Source organism: Streptomyces sp. CB01201, from assembly GCF_002803085.1.
Taxonomy (GTDB): Bacteria; Actinomycetota; Actinomycetes; order Streptomycetales; family Streptomycetaceae; genus Streptomyces; species Streptomyces hundungensis.
In genome coordinates this window covers 401,168-426,244 of sequence record NZ_NNBJ01000011.1, presented here as the reverse complement: position 1 = coordinate 426,244, position 25,077 = coordinate 401,168, and the positions used below count along the sequence as shown (strand labels likewise).

The 25,077-nt window shown below is 71.2% G+C and carries 22 protein-coding genes; 2 read left to right on the top strand and 20 right to left on the bottom strand.

The genetic code is table 11. The features are described 5' to 3' along the window. Positions 1-11 precede the first annotated feature (11 nt). The 6 genes from carB to pyrR form a co-directional block, all read right to left on the bottom strand. The gene (gene carB / locus CG740_RS24035; RefSeq protein ID WP_100577300.1) at positions 12-3,320 is read right to left on the bottom strand and encodes a carbamoyl-phosphate synthase large subunit; all 3,309 of its coding nucleotides are present in this window, start codon (positions 3,318-3,320) and stop codon (positions 12-14) included. Next, positions 3,313-4,461 carry a glutamine-hydrolyzing carbamoyl-phosphate synthase small subunit gene (carA, locus tag CG740_RS24030; protein WP_100577299.1) on the bottom strand — a complete coding sequence of 383 codons (1,149 nt, stop codon included), beginning with the start codon at positions 4,459-4,461 and terminating at the stop codon, positions 3,313-3,315. The genes carB and carA overlap by 8 nt, the downstream gene beginning before the upstream one ends. Then, positions 4,458-5,048, bottom strand: a complete 591-nt coding sequence (locus tag CG740_RS24025) for a PH-like domain-containing protein (RefSeq protein WP_100577298.1) — start codon at positions 5,046-5,048, stop codon at positions 4,458-4,460. Before CG740_RS24025 ends, carA begins: the two co-directional genes overlap by 4 nt. After that, a complete protein-coding gene (locus CG740_RS24020) occupies positions 5,045-6,331 on the bottom strand; it encodes a dihydroorotase (protein ID WP_100577297.1) in 1,287 nt (428 codons plus the stop codon). The genes CG740_RS24025 and CG740_RS24020 overlap by 4 nt, the downstream gene beginning before the upstream one ends. A gap of 2 nt (positions 6,332-6,333) precedes the next feature. Further along, positions 6,334-7,317, bottom strand: a complete 984-nt coding sequence (locus CG740_RS24015; RefSeq protein ID WP_100577296.1) for an aspartate carbamoyltransferase catalytic subunit — start codon at positions 7,315-7,317, stop codon at positions 6,334-6,336. Between the two features lie 94 nt (positions 7,318-7,411). Beyond that, positions 7,412-8,014, bottom strand: a complete 603-nt coding sequence (gene pyrR / locus CG740_RS24010) for a bifunctional pyr operon transcriptional regulator/uracil phosphoribosyltransferase PyrR (protein ID WP_100577295.1) — start codon at positions 8,012-8,014, stop codon at positions 7,412-7,414. A gap of 296 nt (positions 8,015-8,310) precedes the next feature. Between pyrR and bldD the strand changes: the two genes are divergently transcribed. After that, positions 8,311-8,811 (top strand): transcriptional regulator BldD, encoded by a 501-nt coding sequence (gene bldD / locus CG740_RS24005; RefSeq protein ID WP_014044812.1) that lies wholly within the window; start codon positions 8,311-8,313, stop codon positions 8,809-8,811. A 174-nt stretch (positions 8,812-8,985) separates the two neighbouring features. Here bldD and nusB read toward each other — a convergent pair whose 3' ends face one another. From nusB to CG740_RS23930, 14 genes are all read right to left on the bottom strand, one after another. Next, positions 8,986-9,414, bottom strand: coding sequence for a transcription antitermination factor NusB (nusB, locus tag CG740_RS24000; protein ID WP_100577294.1), 429 nt, complete (start codon positions 9,412-9,414; stop codon positions 8,986-8,988). Between the two features lie 2 nt (positions 9,415-9,416). Further along, positions 9,417-9,983 carry an elongation factor P gene (efp, locus tag CG740_RS23995; RefSeq protein WP_100577293.1) on the bottom strand — a complete coding sequence of 189 codons (567 nt, stop codon included), beginning with the start codon at positions 9,981-9,983 and terminating at the stop codon, positions 9,417-9,419. Between the two features lie 69 nt (positions 9,984-10,052). Further along, on the bottom strand, positions 10,053-11,159 hold the full coding sequence (locus tag CG740_RS23990; RefSeq protein ID WP_100577292.1) for an aminopeptidase P family protein: 1,107 nt from the start codon (positions 11,157-11,159) through the stop codon (positions 10,053-10,055). 504 nt (positions 11,160-11,663) lie between these two features. Further along, the gene (locus CG740_RS23985) at positions 11,664-12,572 is read right to left on the bottom strand and encodes a Pro-rich N-terminal domain-containing protein (RefSeq protein ID WP_100577291.1); all 909 of its coding nucleotides are present in this window, start codon (positions 12,570-12,572) and stop codon (positions 11,664-11,666) included. A gap of 130 nt (positions 12,573-12,702) precedes the next feature. Beyond that, a complete protein-coding gene (aroQ, locus tag CG740_RS23980) occupies positions 12,703-13,152 on the bottom strand; it encodes a type II 3-dehydroquinate dehydratase (protein WP_100577290.1) in 450 nt (149 codons plus the stop codon). Next, positions 13,149-14,243 (bottom strand): 3-dehydroquinate synthase, encoded by a 1,095-nt coding sequence (aroB, locus tag CG740_RS23975; protein WP_100577289.1) that lies wholly within the window; start codon positions 14,241-14,243, stop codon positions 13,149-13,151. Before aroB ends, aroQ begins: the two co-directional genes overlap by 4 nt. Beyond that, a complete protein-coding gene (locus CG740_RS23970) occupies positions 14,240-14,722 on the bottom strand; it encodes a shikimate kinase (RefSeq protein WP_100577420.1) in 483 nt (160 codons plus the stop codon). The genes aroB and CG740_RS23970 overlap by 4 nt, the downstream gene beginning before the upstream one ends. Before the next feature lie 32 nt (positions 14,723-14,754). Beyond that, positions 14,755-15,939, bottom strand: a complete 1,185-nt coding sequence (aroC, locus tag CG740_RS23965) for a chorismate synthase (RefSeq protein WP_100577288.1) — start codon at positions 15,937-15,939, stop codon at positions 14,755-14,757. Between the two features lie 176 nt (positions 15,940-16,115). After that, complete coding sequence (locus CG740_RS23960; protein ID WP_100577287.1) at positions 16,116-16,958, bottom strand: shikimate dehydrogenase; 843 nt, start codon at positions 16,956-16,958, stop codon at positions 16,116-16,118. Next, positions 16,939-18,714 (bottom strand): endolytic transglycosylase MltG, encoded by a 1,776-nt coding sequence (gene mltG / locus CG740_RS23955; protein ID WP_100577286.1) that lies wholly within the window; start codon positions 18,712-18,714, stop codon positions 16,939-16,941. Before mltG ends, CG740_RS23960 begins: the two co-directional genes overlap by 20 nt. 101 nt (positions 18,715-18,815) lie before the next feature. Further along, complete coding sequence (ruvX, locus tag CG740_RS23945) at positions 18,816-19,280, bottom strand: Holliday junction resolvase RuvX (protein ID WP_100577285.1); 465 nt, start codon at positions 19,278-19,280, stop codon at positions 18,816-18,818. Beyond that, the gene (gene alaS, locus CG740_RS23940) at positions 19,280-21,964 is read right to left on the bottom strand and encodes an alanine--tRNA ligase (RefSeq protein ID WP_100577284.1); all 2,685 of its coding nucleotides are present in this window, start codon (positions 21,962-21,964) and stop codon (positions 19,280-19,282) included. Before alaS ends, ruvX begins: the two co-directional genes overlap by 1 nt. After that, positions 21,964-22,293, bottom strand: coding sequence for a DUF6167 family protein (locus tag CG740_RS23935; RefSeq protein ID WP_100577283.1), 330 nt, complete (start codon positions 22,291-22,293; stop codon positions 21,964-21,966). Before CG740_RS23935 ends, alaS begins: the two co-directional genes overlap by 1 nt. 7 nt (positions 22,294-22,300) lie before the next feature. Next, a complete protein-coding gene (locus tag CG740_RS23930; protein ID WP_199846549.1) occupies positions 22,301-22,741 on the bottom strand; it encodes a DUF948 domain-containing protein in 441 nt (146 codons plus the stop codon). A 167-nt stretch (positions 22,742-22,908) separates the two neighbouring features. Here CG740_RS23930 and CG740_RS23925 point away from each other — a divergent pair, with 167 nt between their 5' ends. Next, positions 22,909-25,074, top strand: a complete 2,166-nt coding sequence (locus CG740_RS23925) for an ATP-binding protein (protein ID WP_100577281.1) — start codon at positions 22,909-22,911, stop codon at positions 25,072-25,074. Positions 25,075-25,077: the final 3 nt, after the last annotated feature.

Below are 25,077 nucleotides of genomic sequence, written 5' to 3'. Positions count from 1 at the left end.
TTCCCCGCCTGCTAGTCGCGTGCCGCGATCAGGTGTTCCGCGTGTTCCTGGAGGGAACGCACCCCCACGTCACCGCGGTTGAGCGCGTCGATGCCCTGGACGGCGGCGGCGAGCGCCTGGACCGTGGTCAGGCAGGGCACCGAGCGGGCGACGGCCGCCGTGCGGATCTCGTAGCCGTCGAGCCGGCCGCCGGTGCCGTACGGCGTGTTGACGATGAGGTCGACCTCGCCGTCGTGGATCAGCTGGACGATGGTCTTCTCGCCGTTCGGGCCCTCGCCCTCGCTGAGCTTGCGCACCACGGTGGCGTTGATGCCGTTGCGGCGCAGCACCTCGGCGGTGCCGGAGGTGGCCATCAACTCGAAGCCGTGGGCGACCAGTTCACGCGCCGGGAAGATCATCGTGCGCTTGTCCCGGTTGGCGACCGAGATGAACGCGCGGCCCTTGGTCGGCAGCGGACCGTAGGCGCCCGCCTGCGACTTGGCGTACGCGGTGCCGAACACCGAGTCGATGCCCATGACTTCACCGGTGGAGCGCATCTCCGGGCCGAGCACCGTATCGACGCCGCGCCCGTGGACGTCGCGGAAGCGGCTCCACGGCATCACGGCCTCCTTGACGGAAATCGGCGCGTCCAGCGGCAGGGTGCCGCCGTCGCCCTCCTTCGGCAGCATGCCCTCGGCGCGCAGCTCGGCGACGGTGGCGCCCAGCGAGATGCGGGCGGCGGCCTTGGCGAGCGGCACCGCGGTCGCCTTCGAGGTGAAGGGGACGGTGCGCGAGGCACGCGGGTTGGCTTCGAGGACGTACAGGATGTCGCCCGCCATCGCGAACTGGATGTTGATCAGTCCGCGGACGCCGACGCCCTTGGCGATGGCCTCGGTCGAGGCCCGCAGTCGCTTGATGTCGAAGCCGCCGAGGGTGATCGGGGGCAGCGCGCACGCCGAGTCGCCGGAGTGGATGCCGGCCTCCTCGATGTGCTCCATGACGCCGCCGAGGTAGAGCTCGGTGCCGTCGTACAGGGCGTCCACGTCGATCTCGATCGCGTCGTCGAGGAAGCGGTCGACCAGGACCGGCCGGGTGGGGCTGATCTCGGTGGACTCGGCGATGTACGAGGCGAGCCGCTCCTCGTCGTACACGATCTCCATGCCGCGTCCGCCGAGCACGTACGACGGGCGTACGAGGACCGGGTAGCCGATCTCGTCGGCGATGGCCTTGGCGCCCTCGAAGGTGGTGGCGGTGCCGTGCTTGGGCGCGGGCAGGCCGGCCTCGGCGAGCACCCGGCCGAAGGCGCCCCGGTCCTCGGCGGCGTGGATGGCCTCGGGCGAAGTGCCCACCACCGGGACGCCGTTGTCCTTGAGCGCCTGCGCCAGGCCGAGCGGGGTCTGCCCGCCGAGCTGGACGACGACGCCCGCGACCGGGCCCGCGAGGGTCTCGGCGTGCACGATCTCCAGGACGTCCTCAAGCGTGAGCGGCTCGAAGTACAGGCGGTCGGAGGTGTCGTAGTCCGTCGAGACGGTCTCCGGGTTGCAGTTGACCATCACGGTCTCGTAGCCGGCGTCGCTCAGGGCGAAGGAGGCGTGGACGCAGGAGTAGTCGAACTCGATGCCCTGGCCGATGCGGTTGGGGCCCGAGCCCAGGATGATCACCGCGGGCTTGGTGCGCGGCGCGACCTCGCTCTCCTCGTCGTAGGAGGAGTAGAAGTACGGGGTCTTGGCGGCGAACTCGGCGGCGCAGGTGTCGACCGTCTTGTAGACCGGGCGCACCCCGAGGGCGTGCCGGACCTCGCGGACGACGTCCTCGCGCAGGCCGCGGATGCCGGCGATCTGGGCGTCGGAGAAGCCGTGCCGCTTGGCCTCGGCGAGCAGCTCGGGGTGGAGCTTCTCGGCGGCGGCCAGCTCGTCGGCGATCTCCTTGCTCAGGAAGAGCTGATCGACGAACCAGGGGTCGATCTTCGTGGACTCGAAGACCTCTTCCTGGGTGGCGCCCGCGCGGATCGCGTACATGACGGTGTTGATGCGTCCGTCGGTCGGCCGCCTGGCCTCGTCGAGCAGGACGTCCTTGTCGCCGACCGGGCCGGTGAAGTCGAACTGCGAGCCCTTCTTCTCCAGGGAGCGCAGGGCCTTCTGGAGGGCCTCGGTGAAGTTCCGGCCGATGGCCATGGCCTCGCCCACCGACTTCATGGTGGTGGTGAGGGTGGAGTCGGCGGAGGGGAACTTCTCGAACGCGAAGCGCGGGGCCTTCACCACGACGTAGTCGAGGCTCGGCTCGAAGGAGGCCGGCGTCTTCTCGGTGATGTCGTTGGGGACCTCGTCGAGCGTGTAGCCGATGGCGAGCTTGGCCGCGATCTTGGCGATCGGGAAGCCGGTGGCCTTCGAGGCGAGCGCGGAGGACCGCGAGACGCGCGGGTTCATCTCGATGACGATGACCCGGCCGTCGTCGGGGTTGATCGCGAACTGGATGTTGCAGCCGCCGGTGTCGACGCCGACCTCGCGGATGATCGCGATGCCGATGTCGCGCAGCCGCTGGTACTCGCGGTCGGTCAGCGTCATCGAGGGGGCGACGGTGATCGAGTCGCCGGTGTGCACGCCCATCGGGTCGAAGTTCTCGATGGAGCAGACGACCACGACGTTGTCGTTCTTGTCGCGCATCAGCTCCAGCTCGTACTCCTTCCAGCCGAGGATGGACTCCTCCAGGAGCACCTCGGTGGTCGGCGAGAGCGTGAGGCCCTGCCCGGCGATGCGGCGCAGCTCCTCCTCGTCGTGCGCGAAGCCGGAGCCGGCGCCGCCCATGGTGAAGGAGGGGCGCACCACGACGGGGTAGCCGCCGAGGGTGTCGACGCCCTTGAGGACGTCGTCCATGGAGTGGCAGATGACCGAGCGGGCGGACTCGCCGTAGCCGATCTTCGCCTTGACGGCCTCGACGACGCCCTTGAACAGGTCGCGGTCCTCGCCCTTGTTGATGGCCTCGACGTTGGCGCCGATCAGTTCGACGCCGTACTTCTCCAGGACACCCTGCTCGTGCATGGAGATCGCGGTGTTGAGCGCGGTCTGGCCGCCGAGGGTGGGCAGGAGCGCGTCGGGGCGCTCCTTGGCGATGATCTTCTCGACGAACTCGGGGGTGATCGGCTCGACGTACGTGGCGTCGGCGATCTCCGGGTCGGTCATGATCGTGGCCGGGTTGGAGTTGACCAGGATCACCCGCAGGCCCTCGGCCTTGAGGATGCGGCAGGCCTGGGTGCCGGAGTAGTCGAACTCGGCGGCCTGGCCGATGACGATCGGGCCGGAGCCGATGACCAGAACGGACTGGATGTCGGTGCGCTTAGGCACGCTCGGCCTCCATCAGAGTTACGAAGCGGTCGAAGAGGTACGCGGCGTCGTGCGGGCCCGCGGCCGCCTCGGGGTGGTACTGGACGCTGAAGGCCGGCTGGTCGAGCAGCTGGAGGCCTTCGACGACCTGGTCGTTCAGGCAGACGTGGGAGACCTCGGCGCGCCCGAAGGGCGTCTCGGAGATCCGGTCGAGCGGCGCGTCCACGGCGAAGCCGTGGTTGTGCGCGGTGACCTCGACCTTGCCGGTCGTGCGGTCCTGCACCGGCTGGTTGATGCCGCGGTGGCCGTACTTCAGCTTGTAGGTGCCGAAGCCGAGGGCGCGGCCGAGGATCTGGTTGCCGAAGCAGATGCCGAACAGCGGGGTCCTGCGCTCCAGGACCGCGCGCATCACGGCGACGGGGCCGTCGGCGGTGGCCGGGTCGCCCGGGCCGTTGGAGAAGAACACGCCGTCGGGGTTGACGGCGTAGACGTCCTCGGCGGTGGCGGTCGCGGGCAGCACGTGCACCTCGATGCCGCGCTCGGCCATGCGGTGCGGGGTCATGCCCTTGATGCCGAGGTCCACGGCGGCGACGGTGAACTTCTTCTCACCGATCGCGGGCACGACGTAGGTCTCCTTGGTGGCGACCTCCGCGGAGAGGTCGGCGCCCTCCATCTGCGGGGCCTCCTTGACGCGGGCCAGCAGGGCCTCGTCGCGGACGCCCTGCCACGCCTCGCCGGAGAAGATGCCGACGCGCATGGCGCCGCGCTCGCGCAGGTGGCGGGTGAGGGCGCGGGTGTCGATGCCGGAGATGCCGACGACGCCCTGCTTGACCAGCTCGTCGTCCAGGGAGCGGCGCGAGCGCCAGTTGGAGGGGAGGCGGGCGGGGTCGCGTACGACGTACCCGGCGACCCAGATCCGTCCGGACTCCGGGTCCTCGTCGTTCACGCCGGTGTTGCCGACGTGCGGGGCGGTCATCACGACGACCTGTCGGTGGTACGACGGGTCGGTGAGGGTCTCCTGGTAGCCGGTCATGCCGGTGGAGAACACGGCCTCACCGAAGGTCTCCCCCACGGCCCCGTAGGCGCGGCCGCGGAAGATCCGGCCGTCCTCCAGGACGAGTACGGCGGGAGCCTTGGCGGCTCCCCGGGTGGAGGTGGTCATCGTGCGGCGCCTTCCGTCGAGGGGGTGGACCGTTCAGAGGTCCCGGTCATGGAGTTGATGGCTTCGACCCAGGCCGGGTGCTGCTCGGCCCGGTCGGAGCGGAAGCCCGAGTCGATGAGCTGGTCGCCGTGGCTCCAGGTGACGACGAGCAGTCCGCTCTCGGTGAGGACCTTGCCCGCGATGCCCTTGTCGAGCCGGGCCTCGCGCAGTTGCGCGGCCGGGACGAAGAAGTCGTTCGCGCCGGGGCGTACGACCTCAAGGCCCGCGTCCGTCAGGGTGAGCTCGGCCTTGCTGCGGACGCCCAGGCCGTGCGCCACGATGCGGTCGAGCCACTGTCCGGCGGTGGTGGAGCCGTGGTAGCGGCCGCTCAGCTCCAGTTTCGCCTCGCCGGGCGTCTCGGGCGCGGTGGGGAGGTCGGGCAGGTCGGACTGGAGGCGGCCGCGCCACTGCCAGCCCTGGCGCATCAGCCAGTAGACGAGTGCCACGAACAGCGCGAGCCCGACCACCCAGCCGATGCGTCCGCCCCAGTCGGTCACCTCGGCGGACTTCTCCTCGGCGGCCAGATTGATCAGTGATGCGTACGTCACGCCAGCTTCCCGTCCACGACCGTTGCCCGGCCCCGCAGGAAGGTGTGGGTGATGCGTCCGGGCAGCTCACGGCCCTCGTACGGGGTGTTGCGGCTGCGGGACGCGAAGCCCGCGGGGTTCACCTCACCACGGTATGCCGGATCGACCAGGGTCAGGTTGGCGGGTTCGCCTGCCGAGACGGGGCGGCCGTGGCCGGTCGCCTGCCCGATCTCGGCGGGCTTGTGGGCCATGCGGTCGGCGACGCCGGCCCAGTCGAGCAGGCCGGTCTCCACCATCGTGTGCTGGACGACGGAGAGCGCGGTCTCCAGGCCGACCATGCCCATGGCGGCCGCGGCCCACTCGCAGTCCTTGTCCTCGTGCGGGTGCGGGGCGTGGTCGGTGGCGACGATGTCGATCGTGCCGTCGGCGAGCGCCTCGCGCAGGGCCAGCACGTCGCGCTCGGTGCGCAGCGGCGGGTTGACCTTGTAGACCGGGTTGTAGGAGCGGACCAGCTCGTCGGTGAGGAGCAGGTGGTGCGGGGTGACCTCGGCGGTGACGTCGATGCCGCGCGACTTGGCCCAGCGGACGATCTCGACCGAGCCGGCCGTGGAGAGGTGGCAGATGTGCACGCGGGAGCCGACGTGCTCGGCGAGCAGCACATCGCGGGCGATGATCGACTCCTCGGCGACGGCGGGCCAGCCGCCGAGGCCGAGCTCCGCCGAGACGACGCCCTCGTTCATCTGGGCGCCCTCGGTCAGGCGGGGCTCCTGGGCGTGCTGGGCGACGACGCCGCCGAAGGCCTTCACGTACTCCAGGGCACGGCGCATGATCACGGCGTCGTCGACGCACTTGCCGTCGTCGGAGAACACGGTGACGCCGGCGGCGGAGTCGTGCATGGCGCCCAGCTCGGCGAGCTGCTTGCCCTCAAGGCCCACGGTGACGGCGCCGATGGGCTGCACGTCGCAGTAGCCGGACTCCTTGCCGAGCCGCCACACCTGCTCGACGACGCCCGCGGTGTCGGCGACGGGGAAGGTGTTGGCCATGGCGAAGACGGAGGTGTAGCCGCCGCGTGCGGCCGCCTGGGTGCCGGTGAGGACGGTCTCGGAGTCCTCGCGGCCGGGCTCGCGCAGGTGGGTGTGCAGGTCGACGAGGCCGGGCAGCAGGATCTGGCCCTCGGCGTCGACGACGGTCGCGTCCCCCGCGTCCAGGCCGGTGCCGACCGCTGCGATGGTCTCGCCGTCGATCAGGACGTCCTGGACGTCGCCGCCGAGGACCTTCGCACCACGGATCAGGATCTTGCTCATGGTTACTTGTTCTCCGAGTCGGTGGGACGGGCGTGGCTGACGGCGGGCTCGTTGCCGCCGAGCAGCAGGTACAGGACCGCCATGCGGGTGTGGACGCCGTTGGCCACCTGCTCGACGACCGTGCAGCGGTCGGAGTCGGCGACCTCGGCGGTGATCTCCATGCCGCGCACCATCGGGCCGGGGTGCATCACGATGCCGTGCTCGGGCATCTTGGCCATGCGCTCGCCGTCGAGCCCGTAGCGCCGCGAGTACTCGCGCTCGGTCGGGAAGAAGGCGGCGTTCATGCGTTCGCGCTGCACCCGCAGCATCATCACCGCGTCGGACTTCGGCAGCACGGCGTCCAGGTCGTACGACACGTCGCAGGTCCAGTGCTCGACGCCGACCGGGAGCAGCGTCGGCGGGGCCACCAGGGTGACCTCGGCGCCGAGCGTGTGCAGGAGGTCCACGTTGGAGCGGGCGACCCGGCTGTGCAGGACGTCGCCGACCAGGGTGATGCGCTTGCCGGCCAGGTCCTGGCCGAGCGCGTCCTTGCCGACCAGGCGGCGGCGCATGGTGAACGCGTCGAGCAGGGCCTGGGTGGGGTGCTGGTGGGTGCCGTCGCCGGCGTTGATGACCGGGGCGTCGATCCAGCCGGAGGTGGCGAGCCGGTAGGGGGCGCCGGAGGCGCTGTGCCGGATGACGACGGCGTCGACGCCCATCGCCTCCAGGGTCTGCGCGGTGTCCTTGAGGGACTCGCCCTTGGAGACCGACGAGCCCTTGGCGGCGAAGTTGATGACATCGGCCGACAGGCGCTTCTCGGCGGCCTCGAAGGAGATCCGGGTGCGGGTGGAGTCCTCGAAGAACAGATTGCAGATGGTCCGGCCGCGCAGGGCGGGGAGCTTCTTTATCGGCCGGTCGGAGACGCGGGCCATCTCCTCGGTGGTGTCGAGGATGAGCACGGCGTCGTCGCGGGTGAGGTCGGCGGCCGAGATGAGGTGACGCATCATCTGGGGGTTCTCCAGGTGTGGTGGAGGTTTTGGGCGTGCGGGCGCGCAGAAGCAGCCCGTACGGGTCGGTGCGGTCCGTACGGGGTGGTGGGAGCTACTGCTCGCCGGCCGGAGCGGTCTGCTTGACGCCGAGCAGCACGGCGTCGCGGCCGTCCTCCTCGGCGAGCTGGACCTTGACCGTCTCCCGCAGCGACGTGGGGAGGTTCTTGCCGACGTAGTCGGCGCGGATCGGGAGTTCGCGGTGGCCCCGGTCGACGAGGACCGCGAGCTGGACGGCGCGCGGGCGGCCGATGTCGCCGAGCGCGTCGAGCGCGGCGCGGATGGTGCGGCCGGAGAAGAGGACGTCGTCGACGAGGACGACCAGACGGCCGTCGATGCCCTCGCCGGGGATCTCGGTGCGGCCGAGCGCACGGGCCGGCTTCATCCGCAGATCGTCGCGGTACATGGTGATGTCGAGGGAGCCGACCGGGGTCTTGCGCCCGGTGATGCCTTCGAGCTTCACGGCGAGCCGCTCGGCGAGGAAGATCCCGCGGGTCGGAATGCCGAGGAGCACCACGTCGTCGGCGCCCTTGGCACGTTCGACGATCTCGTGGGCGATACGGGTCAGGACGCGGGCGATGTCGGGGCCTTCGAGCACGGGCCGCGCCGCATCGGCGTGCGTCTGATCCTGCTGGTGGTGCGGGTGCTGCGTGTCCATATGAAACGGACCTCCTTCTCCGCCTCACGGGACGGACCTTAAAGGACGTCGGAATTGCGTCACCAACGGTACCAGGGGCCCGGAGCCGCCCGACACCCGGGCCATCACTCGAACGGGTGAGCCGGGCCGGGGAATCGCCGTGACCTGTACGGCCCGCCGTACGACGAGCCTGTCACTCCTGCGGGGCGGGGGTGTGGACCATTCGGCTTGACGCGGCCAAGTAACGCTGCGTAACCTCACAGTGAGTTACAGCCGCGCGGCGGAGCCGCACGTTGTCACAGCGTCCGGGGAGCTATATGTCCAGCGAATACGCAAAACAGCTCGGGGCCAAGCTCCGCGCCATCCGCACCCAGCAGGGCCTCTCCCTCCACGGCGTGGAGGAGAAGTCCCAGGGCCGCTGGAAGGCCGTCGTGGTCGGCTCGTACGAGCGCGGCGACCGCGCCGTGACCGTACAGCGCCTTGCCGAGCTGGCGGACTTCTACGGCGTTCCGGTGCAGGAACTGCTGCCGGGCACCACGCCGGGCGGGGCCGCCGAGCCGCCGCCGAAGCTGGTCCTCGACCTTGAGCGCCTCGCGCACGTGCCGCCGGAGAAGGCGGGCCCGTTGCAGCGCTACGCGGCGACCATCCAGTCGCAGCGCGGCGATTACAACGGCAAGGTCCTTTCGATCCGCCAGGACGATCTGCGCACGCTTGCCGTCATCTACGACCAGTCCCCCTCGGTGCTGACCGAGCAGCTGATCAGCTGGGGCGTCCTGGACGCGGACGCCCGCCGTGCGGTCGCCCACGAAGAGGGCTGACACCCCTTCAGCAGAAACGTGCCGTCGGGCCCGTTGGGAGCACTCGCTCCCGGCGGGCCCTTCGGCTTTCGCGCAAGGTTCGGCGTACTCGCACGCGCGCGCCCGAGTACGCCGAAGGGCCCGCGGCACGGATCGTGTCGTGGGCCCTTCGTGGGCCTTGGCCCCCGCCAGGTGCTAGTCCCGGCGCAGGCTCGGCTTGAGGTCCTTGAAACGGGCGAGCAGGCCGTTCACGAAGGCCGGGGAGTCGTCCGTGGAGAACTCCTTGGCCAGCTGCACGGCCTCGTCGATGACGACCGCGTCGGGCGTCTCGTCCTCCCAGACCAGCTCGTACGCGCCGAGGCGCAGGATGTTCCGGTCGACGACCGGCATCCGGTCGAGCGTCCAGCCCACCGCGTACTGGGAGATCAGGTCGTCGATGCGGTCCACATGGCCCGCGTAGCCCTCGACGAGCTGCATCGTGTACTCGGCGACCGGCGGCTGACGGTCGTCGGACCGCGAGTGCCGCACCCAGTCCGCGAGGACCGTCTGCACGGACTCACCGCGCTGGTCGGCCTCGAAGAGGATCTGGAAGGCGCGCTTGCGGGCCTTGTTCCGGGCAGCCACGGTTAGCTGTTCACCCGGCCGAGGTAGTCGCCGGTGCGGGTGTCGACCTTGATCTTCTCACCGGTGGTGATGAAGAGCGGGACGCCGATCTCGTAACCGGTCTCCAGGCGGGCCGGCTTGGTGCCGCCGGTGGAGCGGTCGCCCTGAACGCCCGGGTCGGTGTGCTCGATGGTCAGCTCGACGGCGGCGGGGAGCTCGACGTAGAGCACCTCGCCCTCGTGCTGGGCGACCGAGGCGGTGAAGCCCTCGATGAGGAAGTTGGCGGCGTCGCCGACGGACTTGCGGTCGACCATCAGCTGGTCGTAGGTGCTCATGTCCATGAAGACGAAGTACTCGCCGTCCATGTACGAGAACTGCATGTCGCGGCGGTCGATGGTGGCCGTCTCGACCTTCACACCGGCGTTGAAGGTCTTGTCGACCACCTTGCCGGAGAGCACGTTCTTGAGCTTGGTGCGCACGAAGGCCGGGCCCTTGCCGGGCTTGACGTGCTGGAACTCGACGACGGACCAGAGCTGGCCTCCGTCGAGCTTGAGCACCAGGCCGTTCTTGAGGTCGTTCGTGGAAGCCACGGTTGCGGAATCTCCTGGACTGAAAGCTGGTGGACGACCGAGGGTACGCACCCGGGGCGCGTACGCGTGCTAGAGCGCTAGCAGCTCCTTGGTCGTGATGGTGAGTAGCTCGGGGCCGCCGTCCGCCTCGGGGCGTACGACGAGCGTGTCATCGATCCGGACTCCGCCCCGGCCCGGGAGGTGGACCCCCGGTTCGACGGTGACCGGCACGCAAGTGTCCAGTTTACCCATGGCTCCAGGTGCGAGCTGCGGCTCCTCGTCGATTTCGATCCCGACACCGTGTCCGGTGAGCGGTCCGAAGGCCTCCGCGTGGCCCGCGGCGTCCAGTACCTGACGGGCCGCGCGGTCCACGGCACGGTACTCGGCGCCCGGTACGAGGGCCTCCCGGCCGGCCCGCTGGGCTGCGAAAACAGCGTCGTACAGCTCGATCTGCCAGTCCGCGGGGGTGGTGCCGATCACGAAGGTGCGGCCGATCTCGCAGCGGTATCCGCGGTAGGTCGCGCCCAGGCAGACCGAGAGGAAGTCGCCCTCCTCGACCCGGCGGTCGGCCGGACGGTGGCCCGCCCGCCCGGAGTTGGGGCCGGTGCCGACCGAGGTCATGAAGGCGGGCCCGTCGGCGCCGTGGTCGACCAGTCGGCGTTCCAGCTCCAGGGCCAGGTGCCGTTCGGTACGGCCCACCAGGATCGACTCCAGGAGTTCACCCAGGGCCTGGTCGGCGATCTCGGCGGCGATGCGCAGACAGGCGATCTCGTCCTCGTCCTTGACCAGGCGGCGCTGCTCGACGGCGCCGCCCAGATCACTCAGGAGCAGTCCGGGCGCCACCGAGCCGAGTGCCCGGTGGCGGGCCACGGAGAGGTGGTGCTCCTCCACGGCCAGCGAGTCCGCGCCGCTCGCGAGTGCGAGGTCGGCGGCCGCGACGGCGGGGTCGCCGCCGGGAGCGGGCAGCACGGTGAGCCGCAGCTGCTCGTCCAGATGCCCCTCGATGAGGTCGCCGGAGGGTGTCTGCGGGCAGAGCAGGACGTCCTCCGCGGGGCCGAGCAGCAGGACCGCGCCCGGCGGGGCGCCGCCGGAGAGATAGCGGACATTGGCCGGGCGGGAGACCAGGGCGGCCGCACTGCCTGCGGCCGCGCAGCGGTCCCGCAGCCAGCCGCGGCGTACCGCGAACACCTCTGACATGCCCCGAGCGTATGAGGGGGGGCGCGGGTTGGCTGTCTCAGCGCGTCCGACCGGGGGCCGCCCCGGTAGTCGGTCCGCCCTTGCCCTCAATCGCCGGACGGGCTCGGGGGCTGCACCCATGCTCCCCGGTTCTTCGGCTGCGAGCCGTTCGGGGCTGGTCGCGCAGTTCCCCGCGCCCCCTTGGCGGGACCGGGGTCGCACAGTTCCCCTAGCCCCTGGCGGGCCCGGTGCCGGCCGGAGGCAGTTCCCTAAAGGGGCGCGAGAAACTGCGCGAACGGCCACGCAGCCCGCAGCCGAAAACGGGCCCGATCAGGGGCGCGAGGAACTGCGCGACCAGCCACACACCACCCACAGCCGAAAACCGACCCCATCAGGGGCGCGGGGAACTGCGCGAACGGCCACCCACGGCCCGCACTCGCAACCCGAACCCCCAAGGGGCGCGGGGAACTGCGTGGACGGCCACCCAAGGCACGCAGCCGACGAACGCGCGCCGGGCGGGAAGGGCTACCAGCTCGGGGGGCTTGCGATGGTTCTGGCCAGGACGTCGTCCAGGAGGCGGGCCGTGGTGGGGACGTCGTACTGGGAGTTGTCGATGATCGGGAGGCCCGAGCCGTACCAGCCGGCCATGCGGCCGTGGATGCCCGCGACCTCCTCGTCCGAGAGGCGCCGGTTGCCGCTGCGCTCCGCGTTGCGCTCCAGGACGACCTCCAGGCCCGGCAGGAGCACGACCGGCAGCAGGCCGGGGCCCACGTGCCGCTTCCAGCCGCCGAGGCCGACGACCGGCCGGTCGGGGAAGACCGCGTCGTCGAGGATGCAGGAGATCCCGTTGGCCAGGAAGTTGCGCGCGGCGAAGCCGCAGGTGCGGCGGGCCAGGCGGTACTGGGCCTCGGAGTGGTCGTTCCAGCCGGACTGCGGGTCGGCGAACCCCGAGCACACCCATTCGCGTACGTCGTCGAGGCTGATGTGCGCGGTGGGCACCCGGCGGTGCTGTGCCCAGTACCGGGCCACGGTCGTCTTGCCGGCGCCGGCGGGGCCGATGAGGAGCACCGCCAGCGTGGTGGCGCCGGTCCCCTCGGGGGCCTGCGGCAGCGGTACCGGGCCGCCGGGCGGCAGCGCGACGTGCCCGGTGGTGTCCCGGGACGGTGGCCGGGCCGAGGCGTGCTGGGGCGCGGGCCCCTGCCAGCCCTGGGCGGGCGGCTGTTGGGCGCCGGGGTGGTGCGGGGCCTGGGCAGGGGGCGTCGGCGGGTGGGCCGGCAACTGGCCGGCCACGGGACCTGGCTGGAACGGCGGGGTGCCCGGCGCGCTCGGCCTGAGCGGAGCCGTGCCCTCCGACTCGATGCCCGGGGCCCAGTCGTGCGGGGACCGCCCCGGGGCGTGGGGCGGCGGCGGTGGAGCCCCCCCTGCGTGCTGCATCCGGTGCCACTCCGTCTCGTACAGGCAACTGGCGCTGGTCGGGCGCCCGTCGGTGTGGGCGGCCCGGTGCAGAACCGTACCTCCCCCGGCCGCCACAGTGTGAACGGCCGGAGGGCGGCAACAGTGCCCGTCAGCCGAGTTGGTCGGCCAGCTCGTCGGCGAGCGCGCGCAGCGCGAGCCGGTAGGAGCCGATGCCGAAGCCCGCGACGGTGCCGGTGGCGACGGGTCCGATCACCGAGGTGTGGCGGAATTCCTCACGGGCGTACGGGTTCGAGATGTGCACCTCGATGAGCGGCGCGGTGCGCTGTGCCGCCGCGTCGCGCATTCCGTACGAATAGTGGGTGAAGGCGCCCGGGTTGATGACGACCGGAATTCGACCGTCCGCCGCCTCGTGGAGCCAGCGGATGAGCTCGCCCTCGTCGTTGGTCTCGCGCACCGAGACCTCGAAGCCCAGCTCCTTGCCGAGCCCTTCGCAGACCTCGACGAGGCCCGCGTAGGAGGTGGCGCCGTACACATCGGGCTCGCGGGAGCCCAGGCGGCCCAGGTTGGGGCCGTTGAGGACGAACACCCGCCGCGTCACGCGGAGACCTCCCCGAAGGCGGCGAGCAGCACCGCCGGGTCCGGGCCCTCCAGGACGGTCGGCTTGGCGAGGCCGTCCAGGACGATGAAGCGCAGCAGGTTGCCGCGGGACTTCTTGTCCAGCTTCATGTTCTCCAGGAGCTTGGGCCACTGGTCGCCGCGGTAGGTGAGCGGCAGACCGACGGACTCCAGGACCGCCCGGTGCCGGTCGGCGGTCGCGTCGTCCAACCGCCCTGCCAGACGGCCGAGTTCGGCCGCGAAGACCAGGCCGACGGAGACCGCCGCGCCGTGCCGCCACTTGTAGCGCTCGTTCTTCTCGATCGCGTGCGCCAGGGTGTGGCCGTAGTTGAGGATCTCGCGCAGACCCGATTCCTTCAGGTCGTTGGAGACCACTTCGGCCTTGACCCGGATGGCGCGCTCGATGAGCTCGGCGGTGTGCGGGCCCTCGGGGGTGCGGGCGCCTGCCGGGTCGGACTCGATGAGGTCGAGGATCGCCGGGTCCGCGATGAAGCCGGTCTTGATGACCTCGGCCATGCCCGACACGTAGTCGTTGACCGGCAGCGAGTCGAGCGCGGCCAGGTCGCACAGGACGCCGATGGGCGGGTGGAAGGAGCCCACCAGGTTCTTGCCCTCGGCGGTGTTGATGCCGGTCTTGCCGCCGACGGCCGCGTCCACCATGCCGAGCACGGTGGTCGGCACCGAGATCCAGCGCACCCCGCGCAGCCAGGTGGCCGCGACAAAGCCCGCGAGGTCGGTGGTGGCGCCGCCGCCCACGCCGATGACGACGTCGGTGCGGGTGAAGCCGGACTGGCCCAGCGCCTTCCAGCAGTAGGCGGCGACCTCGGCGGTCTTGGCCTCCTCGGCGTTGGGCACCTGGATGGCGATGGCTTCGTAGCCCTCGGCGGCGAGGTCCAGTCGGACCGCGTCCCCGGTACCGGCCAGGGCCTCCGGGTGGATGATCGCGATCCGCTTCGCCCCGTCACCGATGAGCCCGGGCAGCTCGCCGAGCAGGTTGCGGCCGACGAGCACTTCGTACGGGTCAGTGCCGGCGGTGCCGCCGACCTGGATCCGGGTGGGTGCCTGCTCCGTCATGCGTCCTTCAACTCCAGTGCGTCGAGGACCGCCTGCGCGACCTCTTCGGGGGTGCGCTCGTCGGTCGCGACGACCGCACGGGCGACTTCGGTGTACAGATGGCGGCGCGCCTCCATCAGCTCGCGCCACTGCCGGCGCGGGTTGACGGCGAGCAGCGGCCGGGCCGTGTTCAGGCCGACGCGCTTGACCGCCTCGTCGACGTCCATCGAGAGATAGACGACGGGGTGCGCCGCGAGCAGCGCGCGGGTGTCGTCGTCGAGGACGGCACCGCCGCCGAGCGCGAGCACACCGGGGTGCTCGGCGAGCGCGGCGCGCACCGCGGCCCGCTCCAGGGCGCGGAAGTGCGGCTCGCCATCCTCGATGAAGATGTCCGAGATGGGCCGGCCCTCGGCGGCGACGATGTCGGCGTCGGTGTCCCGGTAGGACGCACCGAGCCGCTCGGCGATCAGCGCGCCCACGGTGGACTTGCCGGAGCCCATCGGCCCGACCAGGACGACCAGGGGTCCGGCGCTCACCGGATCTGGAGGTTGTCGAGGAAGGAGGTGACGTTGCGGCGGGTCTCGGGCACGCTGTCGCCGCCGAACTTCTCGGCGACGGCGTCCGCGAGGACGAGCGCGACCATGGCCTCGGCGACGATGCCCGCGGCCGGCACGGCACACACGTCGGAGCGCTGGTGGTGGGCCTTGGCGGCCTCGCCGGTGGCGACGTCGATGGTGGCGAGCGCGCGCGGCACGGTCGCGATGGGCTTCATCGCGGCCCGCACCCGCAGCAGTTCACCGGTGGTCAGGCCGCCCTCGGTGCCGCCGGAGCGGCCGGAGGTGCGCTTGACGCCGTCGGCGGTGTTGACGATCTCGTCGTGCGCCTTCGAGCCGGGCACCCGGGCCAGGTCGAAGCCGTCGCCGACCTCCACACCCTTGATCGCCTGGATGCCCATGAGGGCGGCGGCGAGCCGCGCGTCCAGACGGCGGTCCCAGTGCACGTGCGAACCGAGCCCGACGGGCACGCCGTAGGCGAGCACCTCGACGACGCCGCCCAGCGTGTCGCCGTCCTTGTGGGCCTGGTCGATCTCGGCGACCATCGCCTTCGACGCGTCGGCGTCCAGGCAGCGCACCGGGTCCGCGTCCAGCTTCTCGACGTCGGCGGGGGTCGGCAGCACGCCGTAGGGGGCCTTGGCCGCGGCCAGCTCCACCACGTGGCTGACGATCTCGATCCCGGCCGTCTCCTTGAGGTAGGAGCGGGCCACCGCGCCGAGCGCGACCCGGGCCGCGGTCTCCCGGGCGCTGGCGCGCTCCAGGATCGGCCGGGCCTCGTCGAAGCCGTACTTCTGCATCCCGGCGAGGTCGGCGTGGCCGGGGCGCGGGCGGGTCAGCGGCGCGTTGCGGGCCAGCTCCGCGAGGATCTCGGGGGCGACCGGGTCGGCCGACATGACCTGCTCCCACTTGGGCCACTCGGTGTTGCCCACCATGATCGCGATCGGCGACCCCATGGACAGACCGTGCCGCACACCGCCGAGGAAGGTGACCTCGTCACGCTCGAACTTCATGCGGGCGCCGCGTCCATAGCCGAGCCGCCGCCGGGCCAGGTGGTCGGCCACCATGTCCGTGGTGATCGGTACGCCGGCGGGAAGGCCCTCCAGCGTCGCGACAAGTGCGGGTCCGTGGGATTCCCCAGCGGTCAGCCAACGCAGCCTGCTCAACGGTGCTCCTCGTTGCTCGCGCGTCCTGGTACTCCTACGACTGGCGCGTCCAGGATGCGCGGCCCTGGCCCGCCACCCCTGATCCTCCCACGTCCCAGGTGATGGACCGGGCCCTGGTCCATCAGGCGGACTGTGATGGGGGCGGCGGACGGCCTCCCGCCAGCGGGCGGGAGGGCTCAGCGGTGGGTCAGGGCCGCCTCGCCCGCCTTGCGCATGGCGTCCAGCGGGGCTGTCGGGCAGCCGGTCATCTGCTCGACCTGGAGCACGGCCTGGTGCACCAGGAGGTCGAGCCCGCCGACGACCGCTCCCCCGCGCTCCGCCCAGGCCGCCGCCAGCGCGGTCGGCCAGGGCTCGTACAGCACGTCGAAGAGGGTACCCGCCGTTTCGGGGACGGCCGCGGCCAGCGCGTCGGTGGCGCCGGCCGGGGTGGTGGCGACGACCAGCGGCGTCTCGAAGGCCTCGGCCGCGCGCGACCAGTCGACGGTACGCACGTCGATCTCCAGGCGCTCGCCCCAGCCGCGCATCTCCTCGGCCCGCGACGCACTGCGTACGTACGCGGTGACCGGCCCGGTGCAGATCCTGGCGAGCGCGGCGAGCGCGGAGGACGCGGTCGCGCCCGCGCCGAGGACCGCGGCCGACTCGACCCGGGTGACCCCGCGCTCCTCCAGGGCCGCGATCATGCCCGGGATGTCGGTGTTGTCGCCGAGGCGGCGGCCGTCGTCCGTGAAGACGACGGTGTTGACCGCCTCGACCGAGGCCGCGGTGGCGCTCACCGCGTCGAGCAGCGGGATGACCGCCCGCTTCAGCGGCATCGTGAGCGAGAGCCCGGCCCAGGAACCGTCGAGCCCCGCGAAGAAGCCGGAGAGCCCGGCCTCGTCGACCTCGAACCGGTCGTAGGACCAGTGGTCGAGGCCGAGTTCGGCGTACGCGGCCCGGTGCAGCACCGGGGACAGCGAGTGCGCGATGGGCGACCCGAGCACGGCCGCCCGACGCGCGCCCTCACTGACCGGACTGGGCATTGAACTCTTCCTTCAGCTTGTTGAAGTCGGCCAGGTTCTTGGCGAACTCGGTCTTGTGCATGCCGTCGGTGGCCACGAAGTACAGCCAGCCGTCGCTCGTCGGATCCAGCGCGGCGGCCAGCGCCTCGCTGCCGGGGTTGTCGATCGGCCCCGGGGTCAGTCCGGGCCAGTGGTAGGTGTTGTACGGGTCCGTGTTGCTCTTGATCTCGGCCAGACCGATCTTGATGTTGCTCTTGTCCCGGAGGTAGTTGTAGGCCGAGTCGAACTGGAGCTTCTGGTTCGTCTCGGTGTTGGTCTTCTTGAGGCGGTTGTAGACGACCTCGGACATCTTGCGGAAGTCGTCGTGCGTCTTGCCCTCGGCCTGCACGAGGCTGGCCACGGTGATGAGCTGCCAGGGGCCGTCCAGGTTCAGCTTCTTGGCCTCGGCGGCCAGGTCCTGCTTGCCGTACTCGGAGGTGGCCCGGTTGACCATCTTCCGCAGGATGTCCTCGGGCTTCATGCCCTTGGCCACCGGGTAGCTCGCCGGGTAGAGGAACCCTTCCAGCGGATCCTTGACGTCCTTGTGGTTCTTGGCCCAGTCGGGCAGGCCCATGCTGTCGGCCTGCTTGAGCGCGATGCCCTTGGTGGTGCCCTCCGACAGCCCCAGACGCTTGTCGATCTCTGCGTAGACCCAGCTGTTGCGTCTGCCCTCGGGAATGATGAGCGAGTTCCGGCTGCTCGGGTTGAGCATCAGCTTGATCGCGTTCGCCGCCGACATGCCCTTCTTCAGGGTGTAGGCGCCGGCCTGGATCGTCTTGCCCTTGGGGTCGTCGTTCTGGGCCTGGACGAAGGCGTCGATGCTCTTGACCACGCCGGCCTGCTTGAGCAGCTGGCCGATCTCGGAGCCGCCCGCGCCGGTCGGCACCTCGATGGTGACCGTCTCGCTGCTGCCCTCGCCCACGTAGTCCGGGGCCGCGCCGAACTTCTTCTGGTAGAAGTCGTAGCCCACATAGCCGATTCCGCCGGCGCCGACGGCGAAGATTACGGCGAGAACCAGACAGGCACGCCCGCTCTTGCCCTTCTTCTTGGTCTTGCTCCGGCGGTCACGGCCACCGCCGCCGGCCGCCCGGCGCGAGTCGCGCGGCTCGTCCCCGTCGCCTTCGCGGTCGCCCGCGCCGGTGAAGAAGGGGTGGTTTTCCTCCTGCGGTTCGGCGTTCCACTCATGGCCCTGCTCGGGCACCTCGGGCGCGGCGGGCGCCTGGCGCTGGCCCGGCGGCTGCGGAGGGGGATACGCCTCGGGCGTGCCGTAGAGGTCATGACCCTCGTCGGCATAGCCGTTGTGGTACGGGTCGGGCTGCTGGCCCGCGTACGGCATGGCCGCCTGCTGACCCGTCGTGTTCCAGCCACCGTCGTACTGCTGCGGTTGCCGCGGCTGGGCCGCGTACTGCTCCGCGTACTGCTGCTGGGGGTAGCCCTGCTGGGGCTGTTCGACGTAGCCCTGCTGCGCGTGCTGGTCCGCGTAGTGCTGCTGGGCCTGCTGGTCGCCGTAGTGCTGCTGCCCGTACGGGTCCTGCGGCTGCTGCGGGTAGTACTGCTGCTGGCCCTGGTGTTGGGGCTGCTGCTGGTACTGCTCCTGCTGCTGGTAGTGGCCCTGCTGCGAGCCGTCGTACGGAGCCTGACCGGAGGCAGCCTGCTGCGCTCCCCACCCCTGGTCCCCGTAGAGGGGATCCTCTGGGTGCCACGGTTCGGAGCCTTGGCTCCGGCCATACTCAGTCATCGGTCCCCTAGAGCCGCGAGGCATCCGGACGGTCCGCCTCTTGTGCTGTGCGGCGACTGTTCGAATGCCTCCGCATCGGCCGGAACGTTACCGTATCGCGATCAGATAACCACTTCGACGCCTTCGCCCGGTGCGTTACCTGACACCCGTTCGGCCTCAAGTGCGGTCTGAAGGATGATCACGGCCGCGGCCTGATCGATGACGGAACGTCCCTTCTTGGACTTCACTCCGGAGGCGCGCAGCCCCTGGCTCGCGGTCACCGTCGTCATGCGCTCATCCACCAGCCGCACCCCGATCGGGGCGATGCCGCGCGCCAACTCCTTGGCGAAGAGGCGGACTTTGGCCGCCGCCGGGCCCTCGCCCCCGTTGAGGGAGCGGGGCAGTCCGACGACCACCTCGATCGGTTCGTACTCCTCGACGATCTGGCGCAGCCGCCGGTGGGCGGCCGGGACATCACGTCCCGGCACGGTCTCCACCGGCGTGGCGAGCACCCCGTCGGGGTCGCACGAGGCGACCCCGATCCGGGCGTCCCCGACATCGATCGCGAGTCGGCGTCCTCGTCGCATCAGGCGGTCTCGGCGACCTGGCGCTCGACGGCGTCGATGGCGTCGCCGATCGCGTCCGGGTTCTGGCCGCCGCCCTGGGCGACGTCCGGCTTGCCGCCGCCACCGCCGCCGAGGGTCTTGGCGGCGGTACGGACCAGCTCGCCGGCCTTGAGACCGCGCTCGCGGGCCGCCCCGTTGGTGGCGATGACGGTCACCGGGCGGCCGTTGGCCGTGGTGAACAGGGCGACGACGGCCGGGCGGTCGCCCGCCCCCGCCGACTGATCCAGCCGGCCGCGCACGTCCAGGACCAGCTTGCGCAGGTCGTCCGCGGAGGTGCCGTCCGGCACCTGGCCGGTGACCAGCGCGGTGCCGCGGACGTCCTTGGCGGAGTCGACGAGACCGGCGGCGGCCTGGAGCACCTTCTCGGCGCGGAACTTCTCGATCTCCTTCTCGGCGTCCTTCAGCTTGCCGAGCATGGCGGAGATCTTCTCCGGCAGCTCCTCGGAGCGGCCCTTGACCAGCTCCTGGAGCTGGGCGACGACCGTGTGCTCGCGGGCCAGGAAGTTGTAGGCGTCGACGCCGACCAGAGCCTCGATGCGGCGCACGCCGGAGCCGATGGACGACTCTCCGAGCAGCTTCACCAGACCCAGCTGGGCGGTGTTGTGGACGTGGGTGCCGCCGCACAGCTCCTTGGAGAAGTCTCCGATGGTGACCACGCGGACCCGCTCGCCGTACTTCTCGCCGAACTCGGCGATGGCGCCCTGCTTCTTGGCCTCGTCGATCGACATGACCTCGGCCTGCACGTCGAGCTCGCGGGCGAGGACCTCGTTGATCTTCTGCTCGACGTCGGTGAGGACCGTGCCGGGGACGGCGGCGGGCGAACCGAAGTCGAAGCGGAAGCGGCCCGGCGAGTTCTCGGAGCCGGCCTGGGCGGCCGTCGGGCCGAGCGCGTCGCGCAGCGCCTGGTGGGTGAGGTGGGTGGCGGAGTGCGCGCGGGCGATGGCGCGGCGCCGCCTGGTGTCGATGGCGGCGTACGCGGACGCGCCGACCGTCACCTCACCGACCTGGACGACGCCCTTGTGCACGTGGACGCCGGGGACCGGCTTCTGCACGTCGCGGACCTCGATGACCGCGCCGCTGTCGAGCTTGATGCGGCCTTGGTCGGCGAGCTGGCCGCCGCCCTCGGCGTAGAACGGCGAGCGGTCGAGGACGACCTCGACCTCGTCGCCCTCGGTGGCGGCGGGCGAGGGCACGCCGTCGACGAGGAGGCCGACGATGGTCGACTCGTTCTCGGTGGAGGTGTACCCGGTGAAGTCGGTCGCGCCGGAGGCGTCGGCCACCTCGCGGTAGGCGGACAGGTCGGCGTGACCGGTCTTCTTGGCGCGGGCGTCGGCCTTGGCCTGGTCGCGCTGCTGCTTCATCAGACGGCGGAAGCCGTCCTCGTCCACGGAGAGGCCCTGTTCGGCGGCCATCTCCAGGGTGAGGTCGATCGGGAAGCCCCAGGTGTCGTGGAGCAGGAACGCCTTGTCGCCGGCCAGGACCGTGCCACCGGTGGCCTTGGTCTCGGTGATGGCGGTGTCCAGGATGTTGGTGCCGCCGCGCAGCGCCTTGAGGAAGGCGGCCTCCTCGGCGAGGGCCACCGTCTCGATGCGCTTGCGGTCGGTGACGAGCTCCGGGTACTGGAGGCCCATCGTCTTGATGACGACGTCGATGAGGTCCTGGACCACGGGGCCGGTGGCACCCATGAGGCGCATGTTGCGGATGGCACGGCGCATGATGCGGCGCAGCACGTAGCCGCGGCCCTCGTTGCCCGGCGTCACACCGTCGCCGATGAGCATCACGGACGTACGGATGTGGTCGGCGACCACGCGCATCGAGACGTCGGACTCGTGCTTGTCGCCGTAGCGGACACCGGTCAGCTCGGTGGCCTTGTCCATGACGACGCGCAGGGTGTCGGTCTCGTACATGTTCTGTACGCCCTGGAGGATCATCGCGAGGCGTTCGAGGCCGAGGCCGGTGTCGATGTTCTGGGAGGGCAGGTCACCGAGGATCGGGAAGTCCTCCTTGCCCTCGCCGGCGCCGCGCTCGTACTGCATGAAGACCAGGTTCCAGATCTCCACGTACCGCTCGTCGTTGACGGCCGGGCCGCCCTCGACGCCGAACTCGGGGCCGCGGTCGTAGTTGATCTCGGAGCAGGGCCCGCAGGGTCCGGGCACGCCCATGGACCAGAAGTTGTCCTTCTTGCCGAGGCGCTGGATGCGCTCCTTCGGCACACCGACGACCTCGTGCCAGATGCGCTCGGCCTCGTCGTCGTCCAGGTAGACGGTGATCCAGAGCTTCTCGGGCTCCAGGCCGTAGCCGCCGTCCGCCACGGAGCTGGTGAGCAGCTCCCAGGCGTACTTGATGGCGCCTTCCTTGAAGTAGTCCCCGAAGGAGAAGTTGCCGCACATCTGGAAGAACGTGCCGTGCCGGGTGGTCTTGCCGACCTCTTCGATGTCCGGCGTGCGCACGCACTTCTGCACGCTGGTGGCGCGCGGGGCGGGCGGCTTGGTCTCACCGAGGAAGTACGGCTTGAAGGGGACCATGCCCGCGTTGACGAGCAGCAGAGTCGGGTCGTCCGCGATGAGCGACGCCGAAGGGACGACGGTGTGCCCGCGCTCCTCGAAGAAGCTCAGCCAGCGGCGGCGAATCTCGGCCGACTCCATCAGTGGTCCTCATTCCGGTTGTACGAATGCTTGGTGTGCTGCTGTGGTGTGGTCTCGATGGCGACGAGGCGGCGCTGCGCGGGCAGTTCGCGCGGCGGCTCGCCCTCGCCGATGCCCAGGACGTCGTTGAGCTCGGCCTCGCGCTGGGCCATGCCGGACTTGATGTCGAGGGCGAAGTCCTTGAGCCGGTGGCCGGCCTCGACCGCCTTGTCGGCGGTGCGCGCGGCCAGACTCTCGGGGGTCAGCTGTTTCAGCTTCCGGTTGACCTTGGTGGTCGCCCAGACTCCGGCGGCAGCGCCCGCGGTGAACCAGAACGTACGGCGGAACATCGCAGCGTCAGCCCTTTCGCTTGGAGCGCCGCGCGGACGGCACGGTCCGCCCGACGATCACGGTACGTCGGCCCTCCCGGGTGGGCGCCTCGGCGGGGGCGGCGCCCTTGCGGCCGATGGCCCGGCGCACCCCGTACCCGAAGGCGGCCACCTTCACCAGGGGGCCGCCGAAGGTGGAGGCGACGGTGGTGGAGAGCGCGGAGGCGTTGGAGGTGACCTCCTGGACGTCGGACGCGATCGCGTCCACGCGGTCCAGCTGGGTCTGTGCCGAGCGCACCGCGCCGGACGCGTCCGCGAGCAGCGGGACGGCCTGGTCGGTCACGTCCGCGACCAGCTTGGTCGTCGCCTTCAGCGTCTGGGCCAGCCTCACGAGAACGACCGCGAGAAAGGACACCAGGATCGCCCAGAAGACGGCCACCAGGATCCCGGCCACCTCTCCACCGGACACTTGCACCGCTCCCCGCAACCCGTCGGAACCCGAAAACCTCGAAAAAGGTAGTCCTCCGACCCTATCGCGCCGCGGATGGCTTCCCGTACCGCGTTCCCGCCCACCACCGGCGGAGTCGAGCAGGCCGATTGTACGCAGTGCATACCCTTGAGTACGCTGCGTGTTCCATGCGCTCCCATGTGCCCGCGGAGTTGAACCGCTTCGTCGGGCGAGAACGAGAACTGGCCCGTCTCGACCGGCTGCTCAGCGATGCGCGCATGGTCACGGTGACCGGCGTCGGCGGGGTCGGCAAGACCCGCCTCGCCCTGCGTGCCGCGGCCGTGGCGGTGGAGCAGGAACGGTACTGCGGGGGCGTCCGCCTGGTGGAGCTGTCCGCGCTCACCGATCCCGCGCTCCTCGACCACGCGGTCGTCGAGGCGCTCGGCCTGACCGATCACACGGCCAGAGCGCCGCGGCGGCTGCTCCTCGACCACCTCGCCGAGCGTGAACTCCTGCTGGTCGTCGACGGGTTCGAGCAGCTGGTGGAGGGCTGCGCCGAGCTGTTGCGGGAGCTGCTGCGGGGCTGCCCGCGGCTGCGGGTGCTCGCCGCCGGGCGGCTGCCGCTGCGGATCGAGGGCGAGCGGGTCTGCGCGCTGGCGCCGATGGACGAGGACGATGCGCTGCTGCTCTTCGCCGAGCGCGCGGCCGAGGCCCGGGGCGGGGAGCGGGCGGCCGAGGCCCGGGGTACGGCGGCGGCCGAGCTGTGCCGGCGGCTCGACGGGATTCCGCTGGCCCTGGAGCTCGCGGCCGGCCGGCTCGGGACGCTCTCGGTGGAGCAGCTCCTTCACCGCCTCGACGACCGGTTCCGGCTGCTCACCGGCGGCGGCCGGGGTGCGCTCCCGCGCCACCGGACGCTGCGGACGGCCATCGGCTGGAGCCATGAGCTGTGCACGGGAGCGCAGCGGCTGCTGTGGGCGCGGCTCGCGGTGTTCGCGGGCTCCTTCGATCTGGAGGCCGTCGAGTACATCTGCGTGGGCGCCGATCTGCCGCAGCACGACGTCCTGGACGTCCTGGGCGAACTGCTCGACCAGTCGGTGGTGGTGCGCGAGGACGGCCCGGCCGGCATCCGCTACCGGCTGCTCGACACGGTTCGCGCGTACGGAGCCGAGTGGCTGGCGGCGACCGGGGACGCGGAACGGCTGCACCGGCGCCACCGCGACTGGTACCTGGGGCTCGCCACCTGGTGCGAACTGGACTGGTTCAGCCCCCGCCAGGCGGAGGCGGCCGCCCGGGTGGAGGGCGAACTGCCCAATCTGCGGGCCGCGATGGAGTTCTCGCTCGGCGCGTCCGAGGACGTGCACCTGGCCCAGTACCTGGCAGGCACGCTCTGGTTCTACTGGACCGGCTGCGGGCGGCTCGCCGAGGGACGGCACTGGCTGACCCAGGTCCTGGACGCCCGGGGCGAGCACGACAGCTCCCGGCTCAAGGCGCTGTGGGTGCTCGGCTATGTGGCGGTGCTCCAGGGCGACGCGGTCGCGGCGATCGCCGCGCTACAGGAGTGCCGCGAGGCGGCCGAGCTGCACGGCGACCCGGTGGCGGTGGCGTACGCCGTGCACCGCACGGGGTGTCTGGCCCTGGTCACCGATGACATGCCGCGCGCCGAGGAGCTCATCCGCGCCGCCCTCGCCGGGTACGAGGAGGCCGGCGAGCTCAACAGCAATGTGCTGATGGGCCGGGTCGAGATGGCGATGGCGGTGGGCTTCCGGGGCCGCCTGGACGAGGCCGTCGCGGCGTGCGAGCAGGTCCTGGAGGTCTGCGAGGACCACGGCGAGCGCTGGGTTCGCGCGTATGCGCTGTACGTCCTGGCGTACGCGGCCTGGTACCGCGGCGATCCGGAGCGGGCGCGCGCCCTGCTGCGGGAGACCCTCGCGATCAGCCATGCCTTCCACGACTTGGTGGCCACGGTGCTCAGCCTGGAGCTGCTCGCACTCGTCGAGGTGGACACCGGGGACCCGGTGGAGGCGGCCGTGCTCCAGGGCGCGGCGGAACGGATCTGGCCGTCGGTGGGCCTGCCGCTGTTCGGTTCGGCGTACTTCTACGCCGCGCATGTGCTGTGCGAGGAGCGCACCCGCGAGCGGCTCGGAGACACGGCGTACGAGGAGCACCGGCGGCGCGGCAGCTCGATCGATCTGGAGACCGCGGTGGCACGGGCGCTGGGAGCGCGCCAACCGGCCGACGGGGCAGGGGAGTTGGCATCCGCACGGGAGGGCCGGGGGCCGGCGGAGCCCGGCCACGCGAAAGCCCGCCGCCTCCCGCTCCGTGCGGAGCGGGGGGACGGCGGGCTGAAGCGCTGAGGC